Source organism: Micromonospora sp. WMMD975 (genome assembly GCF_029581215.1).
Classification (GTDB): Bacteria; Actinomycetota; Actinomycetes; order Mycobacteriales; family Micromonosporaceae; genus Micromonospora.
The window spans coordinates 842245-865660 of the sequence record NZ_CP120739.1 but is presented as its reverse complement, the minus strand read 5'-3'; the positions used below and the strand labels follow the sequence as shown (position 1 = coordinate 865660).

Sequence of the window (23416 nt, the reverse complement as noted above, 5' to 3'; positions counted from 1 at the left end):
AACCAACCTGCCTACTTCTCGACAGTTGATCGCTCGGGTACGCGCGGGGGGTCGCGGACACAGGTTGTGCTGTGGCATGGTGCAGCCCTGAGTGAGACCCCGGCAGAAGGGTCGTGGCCCCGTCGCCCTGGCGGCAACATCTGTCGCCAAGGGGAAGTGGAGTGACTTGACTGCCGCGCGGGAATCGGCGTGGCGAAACACATCACGTAATCAGAATGGTGAGTTGCAGTAGGCTATGACACCCGAGCGTGATCCCAAGAAAATCGTTGGTCGAGTTCTTCATGTCGATCTCGATAACAACGAGTTCATCGTAGAACTCCCCAATGGGTTTGTGATCCCGTATGACATTCTGGAAGACGACGACTTCGCCAAAGGGGACGTCGTCCTAGTTAGCGCAGATCTCACAAAAGTGCGGCCAGCTCCAAGACACTTGTGGCGCGAGGAGCAGTGGATTGGCATTGTCCGGTTGGTCCTGAAAAAAGAGGTAATTGTAGACGTCGGTGGGAGGATACGAGCGTTCCCGTCGCCGAAGGGCTTCAAGTTAAAGAAGGGAAACACCGTCGAAGGAGCCGATTCGGCCGGAATTCAAAGGGTTCTAACGAAAGAGCCTATTAGGTATCTCGACCTTCGGGAAGATCCTGTTTCGGCTAAGGAGTTCAGGACAAAGCCAAGCGACTACCCGTCGTTCGACGACTTCGGTGGATTCTCCGAGATTGTCGAGAGGGCGCAGGAGTTGATTGAGCTCCCTCTCAGAAAGCATAGCGAGCTTGCGAAGATTGGCGCAAGGCCAATTAAGGGAGTGCTCTTTACGGGCCCTCCTGGAACTGGCAAGACGATGCTCGCTCGAATTATTGCAAACCGCGCGGGTGCTACCTTCTACCAGGTTAGCGGCCCTCAGGTTTTGAGCCAGTGGTACGGCCAGAGCGAGGAGCTTATTCGTGCAATCTTCGATGATGCCGCCGAGCAAGACAGGGCTATCGTCTTCTTCGACGAGATGGACAGCCTCGCTACCCAGCGGAACGACAATTCACACGAGGCATCCCGGCGAATCGTCGGTCAACTGCTCGCTTCTATAGACGGGTTCAGTATCGACACGAATGTTGTGGTCGTCGCGACAACTAACCGCCCACAGGATATCGATGTCGCCTTGCGCAGGCCCGGCCGATTCGACTGGGAGATTCATTTCTCGTTGCCGCCTCTCGAAGATCGGGAGGTGGTCCTGCGAACTTCGGCGCGCAAGCTGAACATCCGAGGCGAGATGCCTCATTCGATTATTGCTCAGAAGACCGAATCGTGGTCGCCCGCAGAACTTGCCGCAATCTGGAGTGAGGCCGCTCTCCTAGCGGTGAAAGATGAACGCGATGTGATCGTTGAGGAAGACTATTTTGGCGGGTTTGAGCGCGTTGCCAGCCAGAGAGCGCGCGTAGTAGCCAGTTCCCGTGAAGAACATGCGGAGGAAACGCAATGATCGGTTGGGGCTGGCTGGAGCAGCGGCGCCGCCGACGCCGTGAACTTGCTGCGCTTCAACGAGAGATGGAGTTGCGTGAGTTCGTGTACCTCGATGAGGTTAGCGTCACAAGCCTTCTTTCCTCTCGCCTAGGAAAGCTTCCAAACGAGTTTACGGATACCTTAACCAAGGCGAGTAAGGAACAACGCAGCAGCCACTTCGAAGGGAATTGGAAGGCTCTCAAGACTCGCGTTGGTTCTCAAAGAGAAACGACCTGGACCGAAGACACCAAGGTAGTGAGCAAAGCGACGATTCAGGCTACCTTTAAGCGGCTCTATCGGGAAGAGAAAAGCTCGCTAGTCTTGCGGCCTATCCTGTTGGAGGAGCCGCCGAAAAGCAGCAATGCTGCCCGAAGGCTGCTTGATAATGCAGCCGGGGGAGTAGCGGACGACGTCTGGGTCATACCGAGCCAGAGACTGCGGCGCGGACGTCTAGCGGACATCGAGGTTGAGGTGCAGGCCGATCCCGCTTTCCGGGTGAGCGTCATCATCTCCACCTTCGCTGACCTTATGAGGGAAGGCAAGCAGCTTTTTGCCGATACAGACAGGAGCGCGCTAGACAAGGCTATCGAGCTTAATGGTCTTCTCAGCAAGCTGATGGCAGGCCTAGTGCCGCTGAGGTGTCGGGTCATAGACTACGAGGTAGTGTCAATCGGAGGAGTTGATTACCTGGCACATCAACGCCTTCTCGGGCAACTTGACGACGCTGGCCGCCCTCCAACAAAGAAGCTCCTGCTCGTCGGCGTAGCCGAGGAGTCGCTGTTTTGGAAAGACATCCGACGCATCTTGTTTTCGAAGTCCAGGTTCAGAGTTCTTTGCAGGTTCGATCACGACGGCCTGCGCTCGGAGTGGACTGCTGTCAAATTAGCGGATGTGCTTGGCGAGGTCGTTCCCGAATTCATGGATGAAGTAAATATGCTCGGTTCTGGCATGCTGGAGGCATTTGCCGAAGGCGCGAAGCGTCGGCAGCCTGTGATGGAGCCGAGAGTGCGGGCGCTGTGCGCTTTCGGGGATATGCTTGCTAGTTGCGCTGGCGTCGAGTTGACCGAAATCGACCGTAGGCAGGTGGAGCAGATCGCGAGCGAGATGGCGGATTTGGTGGTGGGGGTAACTGAGAGCCGCAAGGCCTTCTCATCTGTTGCCGCGTACATCGCCACCTTGGGTGGGCGGGAGGTCGATGCCGCGCAAGTCGCTGAACTTCGGGTTAGGGCGCGTCAAGAGCAAGGGCTGGGGCCCGGGGGATCCGCCATGAGGGTCGATACACCGCCGCTGGCCCTTCCTGCCAGGGGAGACGAGAAGTTTATGGAAACCGAAATCGTGGCTATCTACTGGTAGTGGGTGCACTGGCCGACATCAAGTCATGTGCCATCCCGATGCTCCTATGGACCTCAGGGGTGAGGGCGGTGAAATCGGCGCATAGGGCGGTGTAGACGTAGCGTTTGGGGTAACGGAGGATTTCTTGCTTGCTGAGGGCTTCGGTGACGCGTCGTTGCTGTTAGGTGTGGGTGCGTGGGAAAGGACAGCAACCGTCGCTCTGCCGGTGAGTCAGACCAACCCAGCGACCCACCCCACCACCCGCACTGCCTGTCGTCAGCCGGCGGCCCAGGGGGCTACCCCCTCCGCGCCAGCCGCCGGGCGTGGTGCGTGGCCAGACTCGGAGCGCCAGCGGAGCGACGGACGCGCCCCGGCGGCGTGCCCGGCCCATTCAGGGCTGCTTTGATAGACGTAAACAAAGTTCTCTCACACCTGCGGTCGGCTGGCGGTCGCTCTGGGAGGATGACGGTACGGATCGCTTTGAGGGCCGGTGCTGGCTGGACTGGTGGCAGGGACCCGGCAAAGCCGTGATGGTGTCTGACTTGTGATGCTTGGAGTAGGAGCGCCGCTGTTGGTGACAGCAAGACGGGCATCCCGTCCGATTCCGGCTACCAGGCCAATCTGCCCGAAATGACCTGATTATCTTTCCGCGTGCCGCTTGCCCTGCCATTCTTGTCTAACCCTTGACATCCAGCGATGACCAGAAGCCAGGCACGGCCCCTTCATCCTGCCCGAGGTCGTGACCGACTGTCGCCTGGCAGACACTTGGCCGGGAGGCATCCGATGCGCTTGAGCCGTACTCTTATTCGACGGTCGAAGGGCTAGGAGGAGTCCATTGGAGCAGCCGACACGCCTGGCCAAGATGGTGGGACGGGTAGGCATCTGCATCCTGGTTCGGCACGGTGTCCGCGACGACAAGGAGGGCTACTCGGGCCTAATAGAGAGCCTTGAGAAGGACCCTCGCGTAAAGTCGATCGACGCCCCGCCCGTTTTGACAGCATCGGTAGAAGATGTTCGTTATGTAGTTCCGCCTTTCAGGCCAGGCAAGTCTAAAAAAAGCATGAGGACGGAAGGGGCGACCCATACCCACATTCACGCCCTCCGCGTTCAACCCGCGATACGGTTGCATATCCAAGTTCCCCGCCGACTGCAAGTCGAGGGTAAAAACGAGGACGAGGTCCCTTCTGACGAATACTGGGTAGCCTGGGACGGGGTAACCGTTCTCGTTACGTGGCTTCATAGTTCCTCTGCGCGCCCATTCGGAACTGCGGGTGGCCTAGTCGTCCTAGAGATCCTTAAGAAGGCGGCCGAAGACAGCGGATTGTCATTACGCCGACTCTCCTGTGGCTCAAACTGCGGCTACCCATTCGCACACTCGGACATGTTGATTGAGCCTGTCGCCGAGACTGTCATCCCGACCTTCTCCACTCAGGGTCGCTTCGTCTTGAAGGTTGAGGTGCGGGATCGGGAAACACCCCTGGAACTCGCCTCCGCCTTGTTGTCGCATATTAACTTCGTCTGCCACATGTACACCAAGCTGCGCAGCCATGGGCGGGTTATAGCCGTCGCGGAAGAAGATGCCCGCGCCAGCGTGGCCGATCTACTTACTCTGCAATATAATCGCGCCCTCTTCGGGACCCTTCCATTGCGCGCAAGGCTGAAGCCCTTGTGGCGCACTCGGGGATGGCGGAAGAACTCGACTCGCTTTATCGCGGCCACTTGGCTTGGACTCGTCACAATTGAAGAGAATAAGAGGGAGTGGAGTAGAACCCGCCTGGTCTTCGATGAGAGCGCATCAAGCGGAAACATGAATTTGCTGTTCCAGCAGGAGTATCCTCAAGAGGTCAATCTCGTTACGTCGCTGGACGTAAGCAGCATTCGAGCCTCAGTTGAACAGATGGCGGCCCGCATAGATACTCGATTTACCGTCTTCACAACTACAGTGGTGGCACTCATTGGTGCGCTAATTGGTGCCATTGCTTCCCAATTGGCGGGATAAGACACCCCTCCTCACGGCACGTTCGCCATCCTCACTGTCTGCCGTCGACCCGCCCTCCTGGGGAGCGGGCCGCCGCCCGGCCCGCCACGTCAAGATGGCCTTGACGCCCGTACGGACGCTGGCGGGTCGGGCGGTGGCCTGCTCGACTCGCCCGGGTCGGCTGGCGGGATGACTCTCCCCGCAACCACCCACGGATCGCAAGCTGCCGACGGACCCTTCCTGCCGAATCGCTGGACTCGACGTCGGAGATGCCCCAGAGATCGACGCCACGGAAGTCACCCACGACGAACACCAGCGGACACCGGTCCACGGCTGGTGGTGCTTCCCGTCCCTGCCACCCCTGAAGAGGAGAGAAGGTCACGCCGATCACCGTCCACGACGCCAGAAGAACCTGCGCCACCCTCCTGGCCGACCTCGACGTCCACCCCAGAGTCGCCATGCAGGTGCTCAGGCACGCCCGCTTCGCGGTGACGATGGAGATCTACACGCAGGTCACATCGACAAAGACGAGAGAAGCGCTCAAGCGCCTCGGCGACTCCCCGAGCCGCTGACGAGAACTGCTGTACAAAGCTGCTGTACGCAAGCAGAAAGGCCACCTCCCGAACCCGGGAAGTGGCCTTTGACCTGCGTGGGCGATACTGGGATCGAACCAGTGACCTCTTCGGTGTGAACGAAGCGCTCTCCCGCTGAGCTAATCGCCCTCAGCGCGCATGACTCTACCCGATGGCGAGCCGGACCCAAAAACCGGGCCTCAGTGCGTCGCGAGGTAGTGCAGCATCCCCGCCACCACGTCGATGCCCAGGCTGTACTTGAGCGAGAGCCACACCACCACGGACACGAAGACCAGCCCGACCAGGCCGAGCACGAAGCGCATGCCGAGCGATCGGCTGGTGACCCAGCGTGTCCAGGCGTTGACGTGCCGGCGGGTGAACGCGAGCAGCCGGCGGGCCCAGTGGAACTCGACCGCCCAGACGCCGAGGCCGGCGATGACGAGCAGCCAGCCGGGGCCGGGCAGCGGGATGAGGGCGATGCCGACGGTGACCACGACGGCGCCGAGGATGCCGATGAATATCTTGAGGGCGATGCGGCCGGTGGGGTTGGCGCGGATGAGGTCGAGCGTGGTGTGCAGGCGGGCGCGCCAGCCCCGTCGCCGTCGCCGCTCCATGAGAGCGGTTTGCGAACGCCCGTCGACCGGCACGTCGTCCCCCCGATCGGCTGCGGTCCTCGTCGCCACCGAGGAGGTCCTCCTCGCGGCCATTTCCACCCCCAGTGTCGCCCGGGACCGTCACCCCTGCTGACGACTGGACGTTACCGGAGTAAGTCGACGACTGAACCACCCGTTGCCGGGCGGAACGACGGAGTGGGCGGAATCGGAAATTTTACTCGGGGCCGGGCTGGTCCCGGGGGCTTTCCGACCCCCTTCCCACCACTGGGTGAAGTCAGCGTATGGCGGAGCGTAGCCAGGAGCAGCACCTGAGTATGGGAAAAGCGGGACACGCGCGTTCCGCAGCGGTGCCGGGGGGAGAACGTCCATGAGTGTCATTCGACCGACGACCGTCGAGGTTGAGACGTCGCTAAGGCTCGTCGCGCCTGACGCCACCGCCTTGCCGGTGCGTGCCAGCCTGCGTTACGACCCTGCTGACCCGTATGCGGTCCATGTCCTGTTCCATGCCGAATCGGCCGGTGGCGAGGCGGTGAGCTGGTCGTTCGCCCGCGAGCTGCTGGTCACCGGGCTCGACGAGCCGGCCGGCATCGGTGATGTGCGGGTCTGGCCGTGGGCCACCCCGCGCGGCGACTTCGTCGCGCTCGCGCTGTCGTCCCCGGACGGCAACGCGCTGTTCGAGGTCCCGCGCAGCGTGCTGGTGCGTTTTCTGCGCCGGACCTACGTCGTCGTTCCGCGCGGCCGGGAGGCCGAGCACCTGGACGTCGACACCGCGGTGAACCGGCTGCTCGCCGGTCGCTGACCACGCCACACCCGGGGCCGCGCGGATCTGCCGAGTCCGCGCGGCCCCGGGCCGTCTTCCACCCCCACACCCCGGGGTACGCGGGTCAGCCGCGCGTGGTGATCCCGCCGTCGACCGGGATGACCGCCCCGGTGAGGTACGCGCCGGCGCGCGACGCGAGGTAGATCGCGGTGCCCGCCATGTCCTCGGGGCGTCCGATCCGGCCCAGCGGCACCTGCTGCCGGATGGCCGCGCGTGACTCGGGGTCGTCGAGCGCGAACGCGGTCATCTTGCTCTCGAACGGGCCGGGCGCGATCGCGTTGACCGTGATCGCCTCACCGGCGAGTTGGTGGGCGAGGCCGCGGGTGAGCATGTGCACGGCCGCCTTGGTGGCGGAGTAGGCGTACACCTCCATCCACGGCACCCGGAGTCCGTCGATCGACCCGATGTTGATCACCCGGGCCGGGTCGTCGAGGTCGGCGGCGGCGCGCAGCGCCGGCAGCAGCGCGGTGGTGAGCCGGAAGACGGCCTTGACGTTCACCGCCCAGAGCTTGTCGAAGGCGCTCTCCGGGTAGTCCTCCAGCGGCGCGCCCCAGGTGGCGCCGGCGTTGTTGACGAGCACGTGCAACCGGTCGTGGCGTTGCCGCACGGCCTCGGCCAGGCCCAGCGCGCCGGTGTCGCTGCTCAGGTCCGCCGGGATCGCCTCGCAGTGCCCGTCGGCGGAGAGTTCCTCGGCCACCGACTCGCACACGTCGGCCTTGCGGGAGGAGATGACGACCCGGGCGCCGGCCCGCACGAATCCGCGCGCGATCATCAGCCCGATCCCCCGCGAACCGCCGGTGACCAGGACCGTCTTGCCGTCGACCGAGAACAGATCCGTCATGCCCATCCCATCGCCGTCCTCCCGGGTCACGGCCGTCGGCCGACCCGTGCCTTACCGATCGGTAACCTAACCGTCCGTCAGGCGCCCCGACAAGGGTGAACCGCCGAGATGCAAGGTGCGGCCAAGCCGGTTAACGTCGGGTCAATGGTCACTACCGGTCAGCCCTCCCCGGCCTTCCGCACCGGCCTGTCGGAGCCCCGCCTCAGCGCTGACGAGATTTTCACCGGCGCGCTCGACGATCTCACCCCGGCACCCGGCTGGCCCCGGCCGGTCCTGCTCGACCACGATCTGCTGATCCTGGTCACGCACGGCCACGGCACCGCCGAGCTGGACTTCCGGGCGGTGTCCTGCCGGCCGGGCACGTTGCTGCACGCCCGGCCCGGCCAGGTGCTGCGTTGCCTCGGTCCGCAGCTCGACGCCACGGTGGTGTGCTGGGGGCCAGACGCGCTGCGCGGCCTCGACGTCGACCCGGACGCGGTGCCCACCTACCGCCAGCTCGCCGGGGAGGACGAGGACGCGGTGATCAGCGAGGTGACCCAGTTGGCCGTGGACGCCGACCGGCACGCGCTGGTGCCCGCCGCCGCGGCGCTGCTGCGGCACCAGCTCGCCGTGCTGCTGCTGCGGCTGAGCCTGCTGCCGCATCCCGGGGACGGGCCGGCGCCGGGCGCCGAGGCGGAGACGTTCCGGCGGCTGTGCCGGGAGGTGGAACGCGGCTACCGGCGTACCCGCCGGGTGGAGGACTACGCCGGCCAGCTCGGCTGCTCCGTGCGTACCCTGACCCGGGCCTGCCTGGCGGTGACCGGCCGCAGCGCCAAGCAGGTCATCGACGAGCGGGTGGCGTTGCAGGCCCGGCGGTTGCTGGCCGCCACCGACGAGCCGATCGCCGGGATCGGCCGGCGGCTCGGTTTTCCCGAGCCGACCAACTTCGGCCGCTTCTTCACCCGGGAGGTCGGGGTGAGCCCGGGCGCGTTCCGGGCCGCCCGGGAGCAGCCGCTTCCGGTCCGTTCGGTGCGCCCGCGCCCTCCCGCCGACTCCGCCGTGCGGGACGGCCAGGCATGATGTCAGGGTGCAGATCTCCGCGCGCGGCGACTACGCGGTCCGGGCAGCCCTGAGCCTGGCCACCGCGTACCCCACTCTGTTGTCCACCCAGGCCATCGCGGCGGAGCAGGAGATGCCCCGCAAGTTCCTCGAGGCGGTCCTGGCGGACCTGCGTCGCTCGGGGATCGTGCGGGCCCAGCGCGGCGCCGAGGGTGGCTACACGCTGTCCCGGCCGCCGCGCGACGTCACCATCGGGCAGGTGTTGCGCGCCGTCGACGGCCCGCTGGCCGGGGTACGCGGCCTGCGCCCCGAGGAGACCCGGTACGACGGCGCGGCGGAGAACCTGCCCCGGCTCTGGGTGGCGGTGCGCGCCTCGGTGCGGCGGGTGGTCGACGAGGTGAGCCTGGACGAGCTGGTCAGTGGCCGGTTGCCGGCGCACGTGCGCAAGCTGACCACCCAGCCGGACGCGTGGGAGCCGCGTTGACCGGGACGGTCACCACGACTCGGGCGTGGTGACGGGTCGGCCGCGCGGGTCGTCGTCCGCACCGAGGCCGAGCGCCAGCGGTTCGCCGAGCACGACGGTGTGGTCGTCGGCGGTGAGCCGGCGGACCACCCGGCAGAGCAGCACGGCCAGCGCGTCGCCGATCAGCGGCACCCCGAACGGGCCGGCGGTCCAGCCGGGGTGGACGGTGAGCCGGTCGATGCCGCTGGTGGCGAAGATCTGCGCGATCTCCTGCTGGTCGGGGGCGAGCAGGTGCACCGCCACGTGTTCGGCGTGCGCGACGGTGGGCCAGCTCGCCGAGGCGTGACCGAGGCGGACCGAGACCAGCGGCGGGTCCAGCGACACCGAGGTGAACGAGGTGGCGGTGAAGCCGGCCGGCGGCAGCGTCGGCAGGTGCCGGCCGCCGTGCAGGCCGGGCGTGGTGACCACGGTGACCGTGGTCGCCTGGCGGCGCAGCAGGCCACGGAACGAGTCGACGTCGACCGGGCGCAGCTCGACGGTGGCGGGCCGCTCCACGGTGGTCACGACGCCACCGCCTTCTTCCATGCAGTGAGATGTTGATCGTTACTCTCGCGCTGATCTTCTTCTACCAGCATCCGCCACCCCCTATAACCTACCCGCTGGATAGAGATTGTGCCCGGTGCGACATCCACCGTCCAGAGCGGAGGCGACCGGGTTTCGCTTTTCGTCGATCCGGGCATGTTCGATCCCGCAGAGGCAGGGAGACGAAGGAGGCACCCCCGATGGGCGTCCAGTTCCGTAAGCGCAAGAAGTTCGGGCCGCTGATCCTCCACTTCACCCAGAACGGGTTTTCCTCGTGGAGCATCAAGATCGGCCGCTGGTCCTGGAACTCGAACACCCGCGCCCACCGCGTGGACCTTCCGGGGCCGCTCTCCTGGAAGCAGGACAAGGCCTGATCCCCGGGCGAGGAGTGGGGTGCCGGCGATCCGCCGGCACCCCACTCGTCGTTCGGGCGGGTGTGGCGGTCAGGCGGTCCGCACGGCGCTGATCACCACGTCCCCGCCGAGCCGGCCGGGCTCCGGGTCGCGGGTCACCGCGCCGTCGTCGAGCAGCGAGACGAGCGCGCGGTTGGCGTCGGCGGCCCGGTAGACCGTGGCGGTCGCGGCGAACCGGCGCAGCTCGGTCACCGTGAGCGGGCCGGAGCGGCCCAGCTCGGCCAGCAGCTCGCGGCGCAGCGGGCCGGGCTCCGGGTCGGGACCGATGTCGAGCAGCCGCCCCGTCGGGTCGGCCGGGTCGCGGTAGCGCACCCCGGCGAACTCGTCGACCGCCCAGAGCGCCTCCTTCAGCGCCTCCAGGCCCCGGTCCGAGCCGGTGCCGTAGCCGAGCAGCCGGGCTGGCGCGTCGCCGGCGGGCACCAGCTCGACCTCGGTGGCGAGCGGGAAGCCGGCGGCGGAGAGCGCCGGGCGCAGCGACCGGCCCGGCTCGGTGACAAGCAGCAGCTCGGCCGGGCGGCCGGACGCGACGGCGGCCAGCAGCGCCCGGTCGGGCTCGCCGCCGTCGACCACGGCGAGCAGCGGCGCCCCGGCCGCGCCGGCCGCCTTGAGCGCCACCGGCAGCCGGTCCGGCCGGCCGGACACCACGTGCACGGCGACGTCGGCCGGCAGGGTGGCCTCGACCGCGCCGATCCGCGTCGGCAGGTCCGCGTCGCCGTCAGCGAGCACCAGCACGGTCAGCCGCCGCCCGCGCAGCCGGTCGGCGAACTCCCCCACCACGCCCAGCGCCGCCTCCGCGCCCGCGGCGGCGTTGCCGGCGTACGCGAGGGCGAGCGTGGCCCGCCGCGCGCGCTGGAGTGCCGCGGGGAGCCAGTGGTCGAGCTGGCGGACGAGCAGCTCGCGCAGGACGGCGTCGGTCGACATGGTGCCGTTTCTACCGCACCGCGCGACCGGTCCGGCCGGGAACCCCGGTCAGGACGGGACGGAGACGCCCACGCCGCCGCGGGTCTGTCCGCCGTAGCGCTGCCGCTCGCGGTCGAGGTCGAGCCGGCCGATCCGCTTGCGGGCGGCGAGCGTGGCGTCGTCGAGCAGGTCGGCCGGGACGATCCAGACGATCTCGAACTCCAGCCCGTCCGGGTCGCGGCCGTAGAGGCTCTTGGTGGTGCCGTGGTCGGAGGCGCCGGCCAGGGCGCCGGCGGCGGCCAGCCGCTCGGCGGTGGCGCCCAGCTCGTCGAGCGTGTCCAGTTCCCAGGCGAGGTGGTAGAGGCCGACGGTGCGCCGGCCGGCCTCGGACGCCCCGGCCGCCGCGCCGATCTCGAACAGGCCGAGGTCGTGGTCGTTGGTGGAATCGGGCGCCTGGAGGAAGGCGGCGCCGCGGAAGCCGTCGGGCGTCATCGGCACCCGGCGGAAGCCCAGCACGTCGCGGTAGAAGGCGACGCTGCGCTCCAGGTCACTGACGTAGAGGACGGCGTGGTTGAGGCGGTGGATTCCCATGCCACCGACGGTAGCGCGGCTTAGTTGAGCATTCAACTATTGTCGGTATGATGGGCGTCATGACCAGGTGGCTGGACCCCGACGAGCAGCGGACCTGGCGGGCCTTCCTCGCCGCCTCCCGCGCGCTGATGGACACGCTCGACCGCGAGCTGCAACGCGACGCCGGCATGCCGCACGCCTACTACGAGATCCTGGTCCGGCTCTCCGAGGCCCCCGACCGGCGGCTGCGGATGAGCGAGCTGGCCGACGCCACCGGCTCCTCCCGCAGCCGGCTCTCGCACGCCGCCACCCGGCTGGAGGCCGCCGGATGGATCCGCCGGGAGGACTGCCCCACCGACCGGCGCGGCCAGCTCGCCGTCCTCACCGACGACGGCTTCGCCACCCTGGCCGCCGCCGCGCCCGGCCACGTCGAGGGGGTACGCCGACACCTGTTCGACGCGCTCAGCCCGGCCCAGGTCGACCAGCTGCGCCGGATCAGCGAAACGCTCGCCGACCACCTGACCGGATCGGAACCAAACTGATCCACTCCGGGGCTTGTACTAAACGTCGCCGGATGAGCACGATGGGGCGTGTCCTCCGGCTTCGCTGACCTGACCGTCCAGGCGCACCAACTGGTGTCCGAAGGCGACCTCACCGGCGCGCAGCAACTGCTCGCCGACGCGCTCAGCGACGCCGATCCCCGCCCCGGCAACGCCTCCCCCGAGCTGGCCGAGGCGGCCGGTCTCCAGGCGCGGCTGCTCGTCGCGCTCGGCGAGCCGCACTCCGCCCGCGGCTGGGCCGCGTTCGCGTACGCGGCGGCCACCCGGCTGTTCGGGCGCTCCGACGAGCGCACCGTCACCGCCGCCGCGACGCTCGCCGCGGTGCTGCACCGCGTCGGCAGCGACGCCCGGGCCGCCCGGCTCTACTCGGACGTCATCATCGAGCTGACCGCCCGTGACGGGCCGGAGTCCCAACGGGTGCTTGCCGCGCACGCCGACCTGGCCACTGTGGAATACGCGCGCGGCCAGTGCGACGTGGCCCGGGACCGGCTCCAGGACGCCTGGGAGCTGCACCGCGAGGTCTACGGCGACGGCCACCCCAGCGGCATCAAGATGCTTGCGAAGCTCGGCGCGATGGAACGCGACTGCGGCCGGTACGACGACGCGCACGAGCACCTGGCCCTCGCCGAGGACCTGTGCCGCCAGCACCTGGCCGTGGACGACCCGCTCGCCGTCCAGGTGGCCGGGCTGGCCCGCGCCGCCGCCGACCCCGACCACGTCTGCGCCGCGCCGCCCGAGCCGCCCGCGCGCGAGACGCCGGTGGTGCCCGCCGCCCGCGTCCCCTCGTCCGCCGAGGGGCCGCCCGACCTGCCGCCCTACGCCCCGCCCGCGCTCGACGACCCGGTGGAGACGCCGCTCTACCACCCGCCCGGCCGGGCCGCCGACACCGCGCACGTGCCGACGCCCCGTACCCCGCCCGAGGCCGACGGCGACCCGTACGACGACTACCCGTGGCCGCCCGACGAGCCGGCGGAACAGCCCTGGCGACCGGACGAGCCGGCCGAACAGCCCTGGCGGTCGAGCGAGCCGGCCGAACAGCCCTGGCGGTCGAGCGAGCCGACGGAACAGCCCTGGCGGTCGAGCGAGCCGGCCGAACAGCCCCGGCGACCGGGTGAGGAGGCGCTGCCGCCGACCGTGGCCGGGCTCGCCGACGACGCGCCGGGCGTACGCCGGGTGCCGCCGTCCCCGGAGTCGCCGTCGCGCTACCTGCCGGTGCACGTGCCCCGCCCGCCCGTCCCGCCCCGGCGGGAACGGCCCTGGCTGCCGCTGGCGGTGCTCGGCGTGGTGGTGGCGCTGCTGCTCGGCACCATCGCGGTGATCGCCGGGGTGTCCAAGGTGGGCTCCCGCGACGCCCCGGTCACGCCGACGACCGGGCCGTCGGCGGGCCCGTCGAGCGGGCCGCCCGCCTCCACCCGCCCCACCGCGAGCGCGCCGCCGGCCGCCCGTCCGGGCACCCCACCGGGCCGGTTCACGATCACCGACCGGCGCGACAGCATCGTGCTGAGCTGGACGTACCCGCGCGGCGCCGAAGGCCCGGTGGTGGTCGCCGGTGGCCGCGCCGGCCAGCCGCAGGGCACGTTCGCGACGTTGCCCGCCGGCAGCGGCGACTACATCGCCTACGGGCTCGACCGCACCACCGACTACTGCTTCACCGTGGCGCTCGTCTGGTCCACCGACACGGTCGCCCGCGCCGGGCCGGTCTGCACGAAGCGACGCCGCTGACCGTCACTCCGGGTCGCCGTCGGCGAGCACCGGCAGGCGTACCGTCACCCGCAGCCCCGGCGCGGCGGCGCCCGGCGTCGCGTCGGCCAGCTCCACCGTGCCGCCGGCCCGGCGCACCAGCTCCCGCACGATCGCCAGGCCGAGGCCGGCGCCGCCGGCGTCGCGGGCCCGCGCGTCGTCCAGCCGGGTGAACCTGGCGAACACCCGCTCCCGGTCGGCCGCCGGGATGCCCGGCCCGTCGTCGGTCACCGTGACCAGGTGGTACGGCCCGTCCGGGCCGGAGACCGCCAGCTCCACCCCGTTGTCCGCGTGCCGCAGCGCGTTCTCGACCAGGTTGACGAGCACCCGGCGCAGCTCCCCCGGATCCCCCTCGGTCCACCGTGCCCCGTCCGGCGACGTCAGCCACAGCGGCGGGGACGGGTAGCGGGCGGCCACCCCGCGCAGCAGCTCGCCCAGCTCCACCGGACCCACCGGCGCCAGCCGCCCGTCTCCGGCGCGGCCCTGCGACTCCGGCCCCCCGCCCCCGGCGCGGCCCCGGTGCTCCGGCCCCCCGCCCCCGGCGCGGCCCCGGTGCTCCGGCTGCCCGGCCCCGGCGCGGCCACGACGGTCCGGCGGCGGCTGCTCGTCCAGGCGGGCCAGCAGCAGCAGGTCGTCGACCAGGCGACTCAGCCGCTCGGTGTCGGCGAGCAGGTCGTCGGCCACCGCCGGCCAGTCGGTGTCGTCGCCGAGACGCCGGGCCACCTCCAGCGCGGTACGCATGTTCGTCAACGGGCTGCGCAGCTCGTGCGCGGCGTCGGCGACGAACGCCCGCTGCCGGTCCCGGGACGCGGCCAACCGGTCCAGCATGTCGTTGAGCGTGACCGCGAGCCGGTGGATCTCGTCCTGCCCGGCCGGCACCGGCAGCCGTTCCGCCCCGGCCCGCCCGGTGATCTCGGCGGCGCCGCTGCGCAGCTCCTCCACCGGGCGCAGGGTCGCCCCGACCACCCGCCAGGCCACCACCGCCAGCCCCGCCACCAGCAGCGGGAAGCCGACGAACAGCAGGTTGCGCACCACGTACAGGCTGTGCCGCACGTCCGACAGCGACTTCGCGACAAGCACCGTACGCGGCTCCGCGGGCGTGCCGGCCGGCACCGTCACCACCCGCACCGGCCCGGACATGCCGACCCGCCGCCCGTCCACCACCAGCCGCTGCCGCTGCCCCGGGCGCAACCGGTCCGGGCCGAGCATCGGCACGAGTCGGTCCGCGTCGATGGAGGCGGCCCGGATCCGGCCCTGCGCGTCGACCACCTGCACGCGCAGCTGCCCGCCGGCCACCGGCAGCGGATCCGGCAGCGCGTCCTCGGCGGTGAGCAGCGCCACCGCGTCCGCGGTACGCAGCGCCTCCGCGTCGACCGAACGTTGCAGCGTCCAGCCGAGCGCGCCGAGCAGCAGCGCGCCGCCGAGCGCGAATCCGAGCACCAGCCCGAGCACGCCGAGCGCGAGCAGCCGGGCCCGCAGGCCGAGACGCGACCACGGGCGGCTCATGTGGCCAACCGGTAGCCGGCGCCGCGCACCGTCTCCAGCCGCTCCCGGCCGATCTTGCGACGCAGGTAGCCGACGTAGACCTCCACCGCGTTCGGGGCGGTCTCCACCGAGGCGTCCCAGACGTGGTCCAGCAGCTCGGTCTTGGACACCACCTCGCCGGCACGACGCATCAGGTAGTCGAGCAGCGCGTACTCGCGGCTGGTCAGCGCGACCTCGACGTCGGCCCGGGTGACCCGCCGTCGAGCCGGGTCCAGGCGCAGGTCGCCGACCGTGAGCACGGTCGGCCGGCGGGGCGCGCCGCGCCGCAGCAACGCCCGCAGCCGGGCCAGCAGCACCACGTACGAGAACGGCTTGGTCAGGTAGTCGTCGGCGCCGCAGTCCAGGCCGTCGGCCTGGTCGTACTCGCCGTCCTTGGCCGAGAGCATCAGCACCGGCAGCCAGCGCTGCTCGGCGCGCAGCCGGCGCACCACCTCGTAGCCGGAGAGGCCGGGCAGCATCACGTCGAGGATCATCGCGTCGTAGTCGCCGTGCCGGGCCGCGTCCAGCCCGGCCGGGCCGGTGGCCGCCACGTCCACCACGAAACCCTCCGCCGACAGGCCCCGGCGCAACGCCGCGGCGAGCCGCGTCTCGTCCTCCACCACCAGCAACCGCACCGGTCCAGGGTGCCACCCCCGGGTCACCCGTAGGGGATCAGCTCAGCGTCCTCACAGCGACGATCCCGCAGCATGGTGCGCAGGAGGTGCACACTATGTCTGTGATGAAGAACCGCGCCGTGCTGCGCTGGCTGGTCCCGGTGACCGCGGGGGTCGCCGTGATCGGGGGCGGCGCCGCCATCGGCGCGTTCGCCGCCGGCGCCGACCCGGCCCTGCCCCCACGCAGCGCCGCCCAGCTCCTGGACGACCTGCGGACGTCCCGCCTGGACGGGCTCTCCGGCACCGTGGTGCAGCGCGCCGACCTCGGCCTGCCGCCGATCGCCGCGCTCGCCGGCAAGGCCACCGGCAACGAGCTGGCCGGCCTGGTCTCCGGCACGCACACGCTACGGGTCTGGTACGGCGGGGAGGACCGGCAGCGGCTGGCCCTGGTCGACACGCTCGGCGAGCAGGACGTGCTGCGCAACGGCCGCGACGTCTGGACCTGGAACAGCCGGGAGAACACCGCGGTCCACCGCGAGCTGCCCGCCGACGGCAAGGACCTGCCGTCCGCGCCGGCCACCCCGGCCGACGCCGCCCAGCAGGCGCTGGCCGCGATCGACCCGACCACGGCGGTGACCGTCGGCCGGACGGCCACCGTGGCCGGACGGGACGCGTACGAGCTGGTGCTCACGCCGCGCGACAAGGCGTCGCTGGTGCACCAGGTGCGGATCGCGCTCGACGCGGAGGAGCACGTGCCGCTGCGCTTCGAGGTGCTCGCCGACGGTCAGGACGAGCCGGCGTTCGAGGTGGCGTTCACCCAGGTCGACTTCCGCACCCCGGCCGCCGACCAGTTCCGGTTCAACCCGCCGCCGGGTGTGAAGGTCACCGAGGAGTCCACCGACGCGCGCCCCGGCCCGGCCGGCAAGGCGTCCGGCAAGGTGCCCGGCTCGAAGCCCGGCCAAGCCGACGCGGAGCGGCCGGACGTGCGTACCGTCGGCACCGGCTGGACCACGGTGGTGGTCGCCGAGCTCGGCGGCGCGGGCGGAGCCGACGGCGCGAAGGCCGGCGCGGACGCGCCGGACGCGGACATGCTCGCCCAGGTGCTCGGCGACCTGCCGAAGGTGAGCGGCGACTGGGGCAGCGGCCGGCTGCTCAGCGGCAAGCTGTTCAGCGTGCTGCTGACCGACGACGGCCGGGTGGTGGCCGGGCTGGTCACGCCGGAGCGGCTCTACCAGGCTGCGAAGGGCTGAACGACGCCGGGCTCGGGGCTCGGTCGGCACCCGCCGGCCGGGCCCCGAGCCGTGTCCGGGCTTGGTCGAATGGCGGGCGACGCGCTATCTTTCTCAGTTCAGACACAAAAAAGAATGGCATTTGAATGCCATTCTTGCGGCAATTTTAGTCAATGAGGAGCCGGCTTGTCAACGCACTCCGACGTGTCGGGTGAGCTGCACCAGGGCGACGAGATCGGTCGCGAGCAGGAGTACGTCTCGATGCTCTACGACCGGCTGGACGGGCTGCGCGAGCAGGCCGCCCGCCGGCTCGACGAGGAACTGCGCCACAACGGCGGCACCCAGCAGGCCCGCTCGCAGCGCGACTCCACCGTGGCGATGTACGCCGACCAGGTCGAGCAGTACTCCGCCGTCGAGTCCGGCCTGTGCTTCGGCCGCCTCGACGGCGACGACGACGCCGCCCGCTACATCGGCCGGATCGGCATCTTCGACCCGGCAGGCGACTACGACCCGCTGCTGATGGACTGGCGCGCGCCGGCCGCCCGCCCGTTCTACCTGGCCACCGCCGCCAACCCGCAGGGCGTACGCCGACGTCGGCACCTGCGCACCCGCGACCGCAAGGTCACCGGGCTCAACGACGAGGTGCTCGACATCACCGCCGCCTCCCCCACCGCGCACGAGGAGGTCACCGGCGAGGCGTCGCTGCTGGCCGCGCTCAACGCCGGGCGCACCGGCCGGATGCGCGACATCGTCGAGACCATCCAGGTCGAGCAGGACCGGATCATCCGCGCCGACCTGCCCGGCGTGATGGTGGTGCAGGGCGGGCCGGGCACCGGCAAGACCGCGGTGGCGCTGCACCGGGCCGCGTACCTGCTCTACACCCACCGCCAGCAGCTCTCCACCCGAGGCGTGCTGCTGGTCGGCCCGAACGCCACGTTCCTGCGCTACATCTCCCAGGTGCTGCCGGCGCTCGCCGAGACCGGCGTGCTGCTGCGTACCCAGGCCGACCTCTTTCCCGGCGTGCACGCCCGACGCGTCGAGCCGGCCACCACCGCCGCGCTGAAGGGCCGCGCCCTCTGGGCCGAGGCGCTCGCCGAGGCGGTCCGGGACCGGCAGTGGGTGCCGGCCGAACCGATCGCCGTCGAGCTGCCGCAGCGGGAGGTGCTCACGCTCGACCCGGAGACCGTGCGCCAGGCCCGCGACCGGGTCCGCCGCACCGGCCGCCCGCACAACCTGGCCCGCGCGCTGTTCGACATCGAGATCGTGCACGCGCTCGCCGACCAGGTGGCCGAGCGGATCGGCGCCGACCCGCTCGGCGGCGACAACCTGCTCTCCGAGGCCGACCGGGCGGAGATCCGCCGCGAGCTGCGCGAGGAACCGGAGATCGTGGCCGCGCTGGACGAGCTGTGGCCGGTGCTCACCCCGCAGCGTCTGCTCGCCGACCTGTTCGCCTCGCCGGAGCGGCTCGCCACCGCCGCGCCGACGCTCACCGACGCCGAGCGGGCCGCCCTGCACCGGGAACCCGGCGGCTGGACCCCGGCGGACGTGCCGCTGCTGGACGAGGCCGCCGAGCTGCTCGGCGAGGACGAACGCGCCGCCGCCGCCCGCCGGGAGCGGATCCGCACGATGGAACGCGAGTACGCCGAGGGCGTGCTGGAGATCTGGCGCGGCTCCCGCTCGATCGACGTCGAGGACGAGGCCGACGGCGGTGAGATCCTCGGCGTGACCGACCTGATCGACGCCGCCCGGCTCTCCGAACGGCAGGAGGAGTCCGACCGGCTCACCACCGCCCAACGGGCCGCCGCGGACCGCACCTGGGCGTTCGGGCACGTGATCGTCGACGAGGCGCAGGAGCTGTCCCCGATGGCCTGGCGGCTGCTGATGCGCAGGTGCCCGAGCCGGTCCATGACGATCGTCGGGGACGTGGCGCAGACCGGCGCGCTCGCCGGCACCCCGTCCTGGGGCCAGGCGCTGCGCCCGTACGTGGCGGACCGGTGGCGGCTGGAGGAGCTGACCGTCAGCTACCGCACCCCGGCCGAGATCATGGCGGTCGCCGCCGGCGTGCTCGCCGAGATCGACCCGGCGCTGCGCCCACCCCGCTCGGTACGCGCCACCGGCGTACCCCCGTGGGACCGGACGGTCCCGGCGGACCGGCTCGTCGGCGAACTTGTCGAGGCGACCGCCCGGGAGGCCGCCTCGCTCGGCGACGGCCGGCTCGGCGTGATCGTGCCGGCCGGCCGGGTGGCCGAGCTGGGCGGCGCGGTCGTGGCGGCGCTGCCCGAGGCGGCCGTCGGCGAGCAGCCGGAACTGGCGAACCGGGTGGTCGTGCTCACCACCGAGCAGGCCAAGGGCCTGGAGTTCGACTCGGTGCTGGTGGTGGACCCGGACCGGATCGTGACCGAGTCCCCCCGCGGCCACAGCGACCTCTACGTGGCCCTCACCCGAGCCACCCAGCGCCTCGGCATCCTCCGGATGTAAGGAGGGGGCCCCGCTTAACGTTTTCGGTAGAGGCGGGGCCCCTTATTAACACCACTCACCCGGGGTCGGCGCCCTCGTCGGTGACGTTGCCGACCTGGGCGCCGGGCGCCGAGGCGTCACTCGTGGAGCCGCCGGCCGGGGTGCTCAGACCGCCGGTGGTGGCGTCCCCGGTGGTGGTCGGCGCCACCTTGCCCCGGTGCTGCTCCGGCTGCCGGGCCACCCGACGTGCGCTCGCCGGGCCGGCCGTACCCCCGGTCGTGGTCACCGCGCCCTGGCCCCGGGTCGGTCCGCCGTCGCGCAGCACGGTCGGGTCCACCGGCACGTCCGCCGGGTCGTCCGGGTCCAGTTCCTGCCGCATCCGCTCGACGTCGGTCTGCGGCACCGTGACCTCGTCGAGCGCGCCCTCGCCGTACACCCCGCCGGCGACCCGCTGTTCGGCCTGCCGGGCGGCGTCCTGCCGCATGTCGTCCTCACGCACGTCGACCACCTCGCAGCTCGTGATGTGGCTGTCGGTCATGCGTGCCCGACCCCCGACGGCTGAAACCGCCCACCGCCGCACCGCACTCCTTTCGTCGATCTTGAAGTTGTGGCACCTCCGATAACCGACAAAAAGGTCAAATCATGGCACCACAAGTCCAAGGTCTGTGCCGGCAAGGGCGCTGGCACGGCGCGGACAAGGGCCGGGTGCGGGGCGGGGATACGGCCGGGATCCGGCGGTTAGCTTGTCTCGGGGGCCGGGTAGACGGAGGGTGCCCCCGCCACAGAGCGCGAACCGTGCCGTGGCCGACCTGCGGTAGCGGGGCGAGGGTGTGCAGGTAACGACTCATCAAATCCTGAGGAGGACCAGATGAGCACGCAGGCTGCATCCACCAGGCCGATGAACCGGCCGATGTCCGACGTCCAGAACCGGACCGGCATGCAGGAGTCGCCGACGCGTCCGATGCCGTCGATGCACGACGGTCACCGGGAGGAGATGCCCGCCCCCGGCACCGAGACGAAGCAGGCGTTCCTCACCACCGAGTTCTGGGTGTACGCCGCAGCCGCCGCGGTCGTCGTGATCGCCGCGTTCTGGAAGGGCACCACCGCCAACGGCCTGAACATCAACAACCCGAACCAGGCCTGGTGGTACCTGACCGCGCTGACCGGCGCGTACCTGGTCAGCCGGGGCCTGTCCAAGGCGGGTAGCGCGCGCCGCTCCGGCCGGGAGCGTCGGGGCCGGCACTGACCGCTCCGCATGCGAACGGCGACGCCCCCGGGATCCGTCCCGGGGGCGTCGTCGCGTGTGGTCACTCCTCGCCGAAGTCCCCGCCGTCGTCGTCGCCACCGAACGCGTCGTCCATCAGCTCACCGGCGACCAGACCACCGGCGACGCCAAGCGCGGCGCCCGCCACCACCCCGCCCATGCCGGGGCCGCGCCGGCCGTGGTGACCCGGCGCGCCGTAGTGGCCGGGCGCGCCGTAGTGGCCGGGCGCGCCGTAGTGGCCGGGCGCGCCGTAGTGGCCCTGCCCGCCGTAGCCCTGGGCGCGCAGGCCGCCGTACCGGGAGGTGGTCTCCTGCAGCCAACCGTCGACCACAGGCACCCAGTCGGTACGGGCGGCGTCGGTGTGCGGGACGGAGTATCGCCCGAAGGCGTCGTGCCCGGCGGTGAGGAAACCGCCGCGCTTGTCGCACTCAAGGATCACCTCGATGCCCTGCTGGCTGGTCACGAACGTCAACTCGACCTCGTTGACGGTCTGCGCGTACTGCGGCGACGCGAAGAACTCGATCTCCTGGTAGAACGGCAGCGTCTGCGGGACGCCGTAGATGTGGCCGCGCTCCAGGTCCGCGTGCTTGAACCGGAAACCCAGCGCCTGGAACGCGTCGAGGATCCGCTCGTGGATCGGCAGCGGGTGCACCGACACCTGGTCCAGGTCGGACTTGTCGACCGCCCGGGCTACCGCGACCTCGGTACGCAGACCCATCGTCATGCCGTGCAGCCGCTGGCCGTAGACGTCGGTGATCGGGGTCTCCCACGGCACCGGCAGCTGGAACGGGATGGCGAGCTGCTGCTTCGGCGCCAGCTCGAACGCGCCGCTGACCGGCATCCGGTGGAACTCCATGACCCCGGCGTACTCGCTGTCGCCGCCCTCCATCTCGACCCGGGTGACCAGGCCGACGCTGATCTGTTCGATGCGCGTCGGCGCGTCGCCGCCGACCAGGTTGACGTGCCCGTCCAGGGCCAGCCCGGGTCGGGTGTTCGGGTTGGCGAGCACCGTGTCGACGCTGGGGCCGCCCACGCCGAACGCGCTCAACATCTTCTTGAAGACCATCGTCTCTCCCGCGGGACGGCGCTCCGACATGGACCGTCGGGCGCATGGTGAGGGGACCCTAACCGCCGTCGCTGAGAAGTACCTGTGAGACGCGCAGAGTCACCGCGCGCAGGCGCGATCTTGCGGCACGAGGTGGCGCGACAGACGGACGAGAACACCTGGATCGAACGGGCACTGCGCGACCGGCACAGCGCCCAGGCCCGAGGACGCCAGTCATGAGCGCGGATTTGGGTGCAGTTGTTGTTGCCAGGGCGACAACAACCGCACCCAAAGACACGGAGCCGGGCGCGGCGGTCGCCGGCAGCGGCGCGGACGAGCAACGCCACGTCGTCCACCCGCCGATCACGGTCGACGAACCGGACGACGCGGTGCGCTTCGCGTACACCCTGGCGCGTTCGCCGGCGTTGGTCCCGGGGATCGACGTCGCGGGTGTCACCGTCTCGGCCGAGGACGCCCAGCACGTACGCCGATGGGTGTTCGGCGACCGGACCATGCCGGACCGGCGGCGCTGCGCGGCCGACCACGACGGGGCGTGCGCGCCCGACGGCGGGTGAGTCAGCCGACCTTCACGACGATCAGCTCGCCCACCTGTTCACCGAGTTCGCGGCGGGCCGGCTCGGGCAGGCCCCCGTCGGTGATCAGCACGTCGGCCTCCTCCAGCGGGGCGATGGTGGCGATGCCGATGGTCTCCCACTTGGTGTGGTCGGCGAGCACCACCAGGCGGCGGGCGGCGCCGATCAGTCGGCGGTTCACCGCCGCCTCCAGCAGGTTGGGGGTGGTGAAGCCGGTGCGGCGGCTCATCCCGTGTACGCCGAGGAAGAGCAGGTCGACGTTGAGCGCGGCGATGGCCGCCTCGGCGACCGGGCCGGTCAGCGCGTCCGACGGGGTACGGATGCCGCCGGTCAGCACGACTGTCTGGTCGGTGCGCGGGTTCTGGTAGAGCGCGTCGGCGACCGGGATCGAGTTGGTGACCACGGTCAGTCCGCGTACCTCGGCGAGGCGTGCGGCGAGCGCGGCGGTGGTGGTGCCGGCGGAGAGCGCGACGGCCATGCCGGGTTCGACGAGCCCGGCGGCCCGCTCCACGATGGCCCGTTTCTCGGCCTGCTGCCGCGCCGACTTGGCGGCGAAGCCGGGTTCCTCGGTGGAGCCGGGGCCGGCGAGCGTCGCCCCGCCGTGGACCTTGTCGATCAGGCCGCGCTCGACGAGCACCTCCAGGTCGCGCCGGATGGTCATGTCGGACACGCCGAAGCGGCTCACCAGGTGGCTGACCCGGACGCCGCCGCGTTGGCGGATCAGCTCCAGGATGGCGCTCTGCCGTTGCTGGGCGAGCATGTGGACCTCCTCGGCGCGC

At 70.5% G+C, this 23416-nt stretch carries 23 protein-coding genes, 1 tRNA gene and 1 pseudogene; 14 read left to right on the top strand and 11 right to left on the bottom strand.

What is annotated here, in order from left to right; translation table 11 throughout:
* Positions 1 to 235: 235 nt before the first annotated feature.
* From O7613_RS03985 to O7613_RS03970, 4 genes and pseudogenes are all read left to right on the top strand, one after another.
* Complete coding sequence (locus O7613_RS03985; RefSeq protein WP_282292139.1) at positions 236 to 1468, top strand: ATP-binding protein; 1233 nt, start codon at positions 236 to 238, stop codon at positions 1466 to 1468.
* Between the two features lie 71 nt (positions 1469 to 1539).
* On the top strand, positions 1540 to 2841 hold the full coding sequence (locus O7613_RS03980; protein WP_282292137.1) for a hypothetical protein: 1302 nt from the start codon (positions 1540 to 1542) through the stop codon (positions 2839 to 2841).
* 1360 nt (positions 2842 to 4201) lie between these two features.
* On the top strand, positions 4202 to 4819 hold the full coding sequence (locus O7613_RS03975; protein WP_282292135.1) for a hypothetical protein: 618 nt from the start codon (positions 4202 to 4204) through the stop codon (positions 4817 to 4819).
* 362 nt (positions 4820 to 5181) lie between these two features.
* Positions 5182 to 5370: pseudogene (locus O7613_RS03970) on the top strand (site-specific integrase); the annotation flags it as partial.
* Between the two features lie 78 nt (positions 5371 to 5448).
* Here the strand turns inward: O7613_RS03970 and O7613_RS03965 are convergent.
* Positions 5449 to 5520 (bottom strand) — tRNA-Val (locus O7613_RS03965).
* Between the two features lie 50 nt (positions 5521 to 5570).
* Positions 5571 to 5984: a TIGR02611 family protein gene (locus tag O7613_RS03960; RefSeq protein ID WP_282292134.1), complete on the bottom strand. Its 414-nt coding sequence runs from the start codon at positions 5982 to 5984 to the stop codon at positions 5571 to 5573.
* A gap of 367 nt (positions 5985 to 6351) precedes the next feature.
* Here O7613_RS03960 and O7613_RS03955 point away from each other — a divergent pair, with 367 nt between their 5' ends.
* Positions 6352 to 6783, top strand: a complete 432-nt coding sequence (locus O7613_RS03955) for an SsgA family sporulation/cell division regulator (RefSeq protein ID WP_007457244.1) — start codon at positions 6352 to 6354, stop codon at positions 6781 to 6783.
* Between the two features lie 85 nt (positions 6784 to 6868).
* Here the strand turns inward: O7613_RS03955 and O7613_RS03950 are convergent, their stop codons facing one another.
* Complete coding sequence (locus O7613_RS03950) at positions 6869 to 7645, bottom strand: glucose 1-dehydrogenase (protein WP_282292133.1); 777 nt, start codon at positions 7643 to 7645, stop codon at positions 6869 to 6871.
* A 144-nt stretch (positions 7646 to 7789) separates the two neighbouring features.
* Between O7613_RS03950 and O7613_RS03945 the strand changes: the two genes are divergently transcribed.
* Together O7613_RS03945 and O7613_RS03940 are read left to right on the top strand one after the other, a co-directional pair.
* A complete protein-coding gene (locus tag O7613_RS03945) occupies positions 7790 to 8704 on the top strand; it encodes an AraC family transcriptional regulator (RefSeq protein WP_282292131.1) in 915 nt (304 codons plus the stop codon).
* A 7-nt stretch (positions 8705 to 8711) separates the two neighbouring features.
* Positions 8712 to 9167, top strand: a complete 456-nt coding sequence (locus tag O7613_RS03940) for an Rrf2 family transcriptional regulator (RefSeq protein WP_281584157.1) — start codon at positions 8712 to 8714, stop codon at positions 9165 to 9167.
* Between the two features lie 9 nt (positions 9168 to 9176).
* Here the strand turns inward: O7613_RS03940 and O7613_RS03935 are convergent, their stop codons facing one another.
* Positions 9177 to 9710, bottom strand: a complete 534-nt coding sequence (locus tag O7613_RS03935; protein WP_281584158.1) for a flavin reductase family protein — start codon at positions 9708 to 9710, stop codon at positions 9177 to 9179.
* Between the two features lie 218 nt (positions 9711 to 9928).
* Here O7613_RS03935 and O7613_RS03930 point away from each other — a divergent pair, with 218 nt between their 5' ends.
* Positions 9929 to 10102: a DUF4236 domain-containing protein gene (locus O7613_RS03930; RefSeq protein WP_269701047.1), complete on the top strand. Its 174-nt coding sequence runs from the start codon at positions 9929 to 9931 to the stop codon at positions 10100 to 10102.
* Positions 10103 to 10171: 69 nt separating this feature from the next.
* Here the strand turns inward: O7613_RS03930 and O7613_RS03925 are convergent, their stop codons facing one another.
* Entirely contained in the window at positions 10172 to 11062 is an 891-nt protein-coding gene (locus tag O7613_RS03925) for a hypothetical protein (RefSeq protein WP_282292127.1), read from the bottom strand.
* A gap of 48 nt (positions 11063 to 11110) precedes the next feature.
* Positions 11111 to 11632, bottom strand: a complete 522-nt coding sequence (locus tag O7613_RS03920; protein ID WP_281584160.1) for a VOC family protein — start codon at positions 11630 to 11632, stop codon at positions 11111 to 11113.
* Between the two features lie 50 nt (positions 11633 to 11682).
* Between O7613_RS03920 and O7613_RS03915 the strand changes: the two genes are divergently transcribed.
* Both O7613_RS03915 and O7613_RS03910 read left to right on the top strand, forming a co-directional pair.
* Positions 11683 to 12153, top strand: coding sequence for a MarR family transcriptional regulator (locus O7613_RS03915; protein ID WP_282292125.1), 471 nt, complete (start codon positions 11683 to 11685; stop codon positions 12151 to 12153).
* A 48-nt stretch (positions 12154 to 12201) separates the two neighbouring features.
* The gene (locus tag O7613_RS03910) at positions 12202 to 13893 is read left to right on the top strand and encodes a tetratricopeptide repeat protein (RefSeq protein WP_282292124.1); all 1692 of its coding nucleotides are present in this window, start codon (positions 12202 to 12204) and stop codon (positions 13891 to 13893) included.
* Positions 13894 to 13896: 3 nt separating this feature from the next.
* On the opposite strand, the gene O7613_RS03905 is transcribed toward O7613_RS03910, so the two are convergent.
* Positions 13897 to 15417 carry a HAMP domain-containing sensor histidine kinase gene (locus tag O7613_RS03905; protein ID WP_282292123.1) on the bottom strand — a complete coding sequence of 507 codons (1521 nt, stop codon included), beginning with the start codon at positions 15415 to 15417 and terminating at the stop codon, positions 13897 to 13899.
* Positions 15414 to 16070 (bottom strand): response regulator transcription factor, encoded by a 657-nt coding sequence (locus O7613_RS03900; RefSeq protein WP_281584163.1) that lies wholly within the window; start codon positions 16068 to 16070, stop codon positions 15414 to 15416. Before O7613_RS03900 ends, O7613_RS03905 begins: the two co-directional genes overlap by 4 nt.
* A 95-nt stretch (positions 16071 to 16165) precedes the next feature.
* Between O7613_RS03900 and O7613_RS03895 the strand changes: the two genes are divergently transcribed.
* Together O7613_RS03895 and O7613_RS03890 are read left to right on the top strand one after the other, a co-directional pair.
* Positions 16166 to 17299, top strand: coding sequence for a sigma-E factor regulatory protein RseB domain-containing protein (locus O7613_RS03895; RefSeq protein ID WP_282292122.1), 1134 nt, complete (start codon positions 16166 to 16168; stop codon positions 17297 to 17299).
* A 240-nt stretch (positions 17300 to 17539) separates the two neighbouring features.
* The gene (locus O7613_RS03890) at positions 17540 to 19756 is read left to right on the top strand and encodes an AAA family ATPase (protein ID WP_282294471.1); all 2217 of its coding nucleotides are present in this window, start codon (positions 17540 to 17542) and stop codon (positions 19754 to 19756) included.
* A gap of 55 nt (positions 19757 to 19811) precedes the next feature.
* On the opposite strand, the gene O7613_RS03885 is transcribed toward O7613_RS03890, so the two are convergent.
* The gene (locus O7613_RS03885) at positions 19812 to 20234 is read right to left on the bottom strand and encodes a hypothetical protein (RefSeq protein WP_281590414.1); all 423 of its coding nucleotides are present in this window, start codon (positions 20232 to 20234) and stop codon (positions 19812 to 19814) included.
* Positions 20235 to 20645: 411 nt separating this feature from the next.
* On the opposite strand from O7613_RS03885, the gene O7613_RS03880 reads away from it, so the two are divergent.
* Entirely contained in the window at positions 20646 to 20981 is a 336-nt protein-coding gene (locus tag O7613_RS03880; protein WP_281590416.1) for a hypothetical protein, read from the top strand.
* A gap of 61 nt (positions 20982 to 21042) precedes the next feature.
* Here O7613_RS03880 and O7613_RS03875 read toward each other — a convergent pair whose 3' ends face one another.
* Positions 21043 to 22065: a sporulation protein gene (locus tag O7613_RS03875; protein WP_282292120.1), complete on the bottom strand. Its 1023-nt coding sequence runs from the start codon at positions 22063 to 22065 to the stop codon at positions 21043 to 21045.
* Between the two features lie 341 nt (positions 22066 to 22406).
* On the opposite strand from O7613_RS03875, the gene O7613_RS30745 reads away from it, so the two are divergent.
* Entirely contained in the window at positions 22407 to 22619 is a 213-nt protein-coding gene (locus tag O7613_RS30745; protein ID WP_348775411.1) for a hypothetical protein, read from the top strand.
* 1 nt (position 22620) lies between these two features.
* On the opposite strand, the gene O7613_RS03865 is transcribed toward O7613_RS30745, so the two are convergent.
* The gene (locus O7613_RS03865) at positions 22621 to 23397 is read right to left on the bottom strand and encodes a DeoR/GlpR family DNA-binding transcription regulator (RefSeq protein ID WP_282292116.1); all 777 of its coding nucleotides are present in this window, start codon (positions 23395 to 23397) and stop codon (positions 22621 to 22623) included.
* Positions 23398 to 23416: the final 19 nt, after the last annotated feature.